This window comes from Hyalangium sp., assembly GCF_045802625.1.
Classification (GTDB): Bacteria; Myxococcota; Myxococcia; order Myxococcales; family Myxococcaceae; genus Hyalangium.
Map to the genome: position 1 here is coordinate 1 of NZ_JBJMQP010000246.1, position 4,254 is coordinate 4,254.

Consider the following 4,254-nt stretch of genomic DNA (forward strand, 5'->3'; position numbering starts at 1 on the left):
CATGTCCGGCTCGCGCGAGGCCGTCAGCGGCGTGGGCACGCAGATGACGATGCAGTCCATCTCCGCCGCCTTGGCGAAGTCCGTGGTCGCCTTGAGCTTGCCCTCGGTGCTCAGCTTCGCCAGCGGCTCGCTGGGGATGTGCTTGATGTAGCTCTCACCCTTCGCAATCTTGTCGATCTTGCGCTTGTCGATATCGAGCCCGGTCACGGGGAAGCCGGCCTCCGCGAACGCCATGCCCAGCGGAAGCCCCACGTAACCCAACCCCACCACGCCCACCTTCGCCTCCCGCTTGCGAATCATGTCGACCAGCGGGCTCACCATCACGCGCATCGCACACCCTCCCAATGAGGCGCCGCGAATCACGGACGCCTCAAGCCGTTCAACAACCCATCACAAAAAGACGACCACCCACCGCAACCACGCCGGGGGCAAACGCTGCGCCCCGTAAGTCACCATGCACGCCGGCAGCACCTGCCCGTACCCAGGCGAGTACGAGGACGGCTCCAGCCGAGGCGTCAGGCCCGAGGCGAAGAGCACCAGCGCCCTCACCGCGTCCTCGGGCCCCAGCTCCACTCCGAGCGGCTCGAACTCCCGCGGCGCGTCCGGCACCCGCAGCGCCCGCGCCAGCTCCTCGGGCTCGGGAGCCCGCAGCCGCGCGTGCACGTCCGGCAGGTGCAGCCGGCCCACGACTGCATGCGCTCCCGTGCCAATGAGCCGATCCGTGACCGAGAGCGCCCGCTCGCGCTTGTCCAGGAGGAAGGTCCGCTCGATGCCCACGGGCGCCGGCAGCGCCCGGTAGCCGTCATGCCTCACGCTGAGCCGATCCAGCTCCGGCCCGGTCTGGAACACCTCCACCCGGGCGCGCGCATCCTCGGGCAGCGCGAAGAGCCGCGTGGGCGCGAAGGCCACCTGCTCGGCTCCGTCCAGCTCGAGTGTGTTGTGCGCCGCCGTGCCCCGGAAGGCATTGCGCACCGTCGCATCCCGCGTGTACGTGCCCGTCCCCGGATCCACGATCAAGGGCTGCCCGCGCAGGTGCAACTCGAATGAAAGCTTGTCGTTGTGACTGTGCCCGCCCACGCCCTGCTGCCCCTGTCGACCGGCGCTGACAGTGATGACGGCCTCGGCTCCGCGCAAGATGTGGAAGCCGCCCGCCGGGAAGCTGACCGACGTCGGAGGCGCAGCGGGAGCCAGCGCCTGGAAGCGCTCCAAGCCCGGCCGCCCCAGCAGCCATGCCGCCTCGTCCGGAAGCTCGCCGCCCGCCAGGGACGCCTCCCCGAAGAGCGCAGCCCCCAGCGGAGCCAGATAGCCATGATCCAGATCCGCGCGGTCCCGGAACGGAAAGACACGGCCAGAGTCGTTGTCGCCAATCTGCGGCGCCAGCCCTTGCTCAGAGCACCACGCTCGCGCGGCCTGATACATCCCTCTCAAGCGCTCGGCGTAGCCCTTCCCCAGATCCACTCCCGTCCCAAGCGCCACCACGTGCGCCAGGGTGAACAACTCCACCGCGAGCCGGTGGTAGGGCGTGGAGCCCTCGAAGGAGGTGCCCTCGGCGTGCACCTGCGCCTCCATCTGCGAGCGCAGGCCCTTCACCGCGAGCGCCACCTGACGCGCCGAGCCCGGTAGCTCCGGGAAGAGCAGGCCCACCACGAGCAGGCCCACGTAGTTGGACACCAGGTGGTTGTTGGGGACGGCGCCACGATCCTCCAGCCGTGCCTCCACCCAGTCCGCGTGCTCGGCGAGAGCGCTCAGCACGGGCACGAGGAACTCGGGCCGCTGGACCTCGGGAGCCTCCGCGAACATGGCGAGCGCCTGCGCCAGATTGGCCGCGCGCAGGGCCACCTCCATCGGACAGGCCCACTGCACGCCCAGGCCTGTTGGGTTGGCCTGAAGGAAGTCGAGCGTCTGTAGGACGAAGCCCCGCGCGAAGCGGGCCCGCGCCTCGGCCTCCTCCTCCACCCAGTAGCCCTGGCCCAGCGCCACCAGGCTGTCGAGCCGGCCGAACACCCACGGATACTTCGGATCCGAGCCGGGCCGCTGCAGCCGGAGCTGATCCACGGGCTCCAGCGGGTAGCGGTAGCCGCTCAGAGGATCCAGGGACCAGTCCACCGCCCGGCCCTCACCGAAGGCCACGCACGTCCCAAAGACATCGAACTCCTGAGCCAACGCCGCGCGGGCCCGCTTGAGCGCCCGCTCCCGCGCACCCGGAATGGCCGCGAGCGCCCGGAGCACGGAGCGGCGCTGCGTGTGCTCGCACCACGTGCCCGTCTGACGCGTGCTCAGGAACCGACTCGCCAGCTCCGTGGCGGAGGCGGCTCCATACGCCTGGAGCAGCCGCAGCTCGTCCACGCGATAGCGGCGGCGGTAGAGCGCCTGCCGGGCCACGCCCTGCACCCGTCGCACCGCGCTCCTGGCGACTGCCGCCGGAGCGAGACGAACCAGTGCCGTGTAGTAATCAAGATTGCCCATCGCCCGTTCACCGTCCTGCACACCCGTTAGCAATCGCCCGGCCAAACTGAAGCCGTTGATGTTGTTGGGTTTGGCTCTTCCCCAGGTCCTGGCCGTCAGTAAAAAGTCCAGGATCCACCCTTCCTTTTGGGTAGGGCGCTTCTCTGTAGGGTGGAGATCAGTTCTTCGACGGGGAAGCGTTGCGCCGATCCCGGTCCATGATCATTCCTCTCCTCGTGCGAGGCGGAGCGTTGAGTGGGCGGCAACCCGAGGAAGCTCTCGGGCCCGCAGAGGCGGAGCGGGCGATGGCGGCGGTGGCCGAGCACGCTCTCAGGAATGGTGCGCGCGCGGGGCTGGAGGCGCTGCTGAAGGAAGCGCTGCGGCTCACGGGCGCGGCGGGCATCGCTCTTCATGAAGGGCGCATGAGGATCGCCGAGGCGGGCCTCAGGCCCCCCTCTCCGTCACGATCCCGGCGGGTCCAGGTGTTTCCTGTCGAGGATGGGCGCTCGACGCTCGTGGTCCTCCCCGAGCAGGCCGCCGCCGAGGGACCCGAGCTGCTAGAGCGGATCGCGCGTCTGGCCGGCACGCTGCTGGTGGCGCGGCGGCGCGAGGCCTCGGCCCAGACCCGGCAGGCCCAGCTCTATCAGGAGCGGCGCCGGCTGGAGCGGGAGCTGGCCTTCCGGGAGTGCAACCGCTCCCGGGCATCTCACGATCTCCGGACGCCCCTGCTCGTCATCAAGGGCTACCTGGACATGATGCGCAAGGGCATGACGGGCGCGCTCACGCCCACCATGGAGCGCTACGTCGAGCGCATGGTGAGCGCGACCCAGGACATGAACATGCTCATCGTCCAGCAGCTCTCGCGAGGCGGGGCGCCCGAGGATCTGCGCTACCTGCTCGAGCAGGCCTTCGAGCCGCTCGCGCGAGCCCCGCATGTCACCCTCCACCTGGAGTGCGCGCTCCCGTCCGCGCCCGTGCGAGGCTCCACGGCCGTGCTGACACAGCTGGCCCGGCTGCTGGCCCGGGACGTGAGCGCCCTGAACGCCCACACGGTGAACCTGAGCATCGAGCCGCACGAGAGGCTCGGAATGTGGCGGGTGCGCGTGTCCACGGACAAGCACCGCGCGCTGCCGGCTCGCAAGGTGGCGCAGCTGGAGCAGCTCGTCCTGAGGCTGGGCGGCACCCTCTCGCTCCAGGACGAAGCCCCGTTCGAGCTGCGGCTGCACCTGCCCGCCGTGGGCCTCAGCACGGTGCTGCACTAAGAGTTCCTTTCACAACCTCGCCCGGCCGGCGCCGCCCCTCGGGCTGTGCCCGCCATCGACGGGTTATGAAAGGAACTCTAATTAGTTAGGTGGGGTGCGCGCCATTCTGGAGTACCTGAGCCTGCCCTCGCGGCCTGCGAAGCGGGCCCGGCGCAGGGGCCACCGCAGCGGGCGGGGTGTTGAGCCCCAAGCCGTAGGTGCCCACAGGCCCACACCTCTGCTGTCCCCTCTTGGGAGGTCAGCCTGGCCGGCGTTTGCCCAAAGCGGGCTGCACTGCAGCCTCTCCACGAACCTAGTGGAGTGTCCACGAAGTTGTTGGACATAGTCAGGCAAAGTGGCGGTCCACCCACGCGTGCATCTTGGAGCGGGTCCAGGACCAAGTGAACGGGTGCGCGTAGAGGCGGTTGTACTCGGGCCAGCTCGCATTGAGGTGAGCCATGAGCTCAGCGCGGCTGGCCCACTCCCCTCGCTGGAGGTAGCGCGCTGCGAAGGCGCGGAGGAGCAACTCGGCCTGATCGAGCCAGGAGGCATGGGGCGGGGTGTAGAG

At 69.6% G+C, this 4,254-nt stretch carries 3 protein-coding genes and 1 pseudogene; 1 reads left to right on the plus strand and 3 read right to left on the minus strand.

Going from position 1 to position 4,254, the window contains the following annotated elements; genetic code table 11:
- Together ACJ8AT_RS38280 and ACJ8AT_RS38285 are read right to left on the minus strand one after the other, a co-directional pair.
- Window positions 1–330, minus strand: a 330-nt coding sequence (locus tag ACJ8AT_RS38280; protein ID WP_407742934.1) for a 3-hydroxyacyl-CoA dehydrogenase NAD-binding domain-containing protein, incomplete at its 3' end; no start/stop codon positions are given.
- Window positions 331–390: 60 nt separating this feature from the next.
- Window positions 391–2,466: an alginate lyase family protein gene (locus ACJ8AT_RS38285; RefSeq protein ID WP_407742935.1), complete on the minus strand. Its 2,076-nt coding sequence runs from the start codon at window positions 2,464–2,466 to the stop codon at window positions 391–393.
- 197 nt (window positions 2,467–2,663) lie between these two features.
- On the opposite strand from ACJ8AT_RS38285, the gene ACJ8AT_RS38290 reads away from it, so the two are divergent.
- The gene (locus ACJ8AT_RS38290) at window positions 2,664–3,707 is read left to right on the plus strand and encodes a histidine kinase dimerization/phospho-acceptor domain-containing protein (RefSeq protein WP_407742936.1); all 1,044 of its coding nucleotides are present in this window, start codon (window positions 2,664–2,666) and stop codon (window positions 3,705–3,707) included.
- A 325-nt stretch (window positions 3,708–4,032) separates the two neighbouring features.
- Here ACJ8AT_RS38290 and ACJ8AT_RS38295 read toward each other — a convergent pair.
- Window positions 4,033–4,254, minus strand: a pseudogene (locus ACJ8AT_RS38295) (IS630 family transposase); the annotation flags it as partial.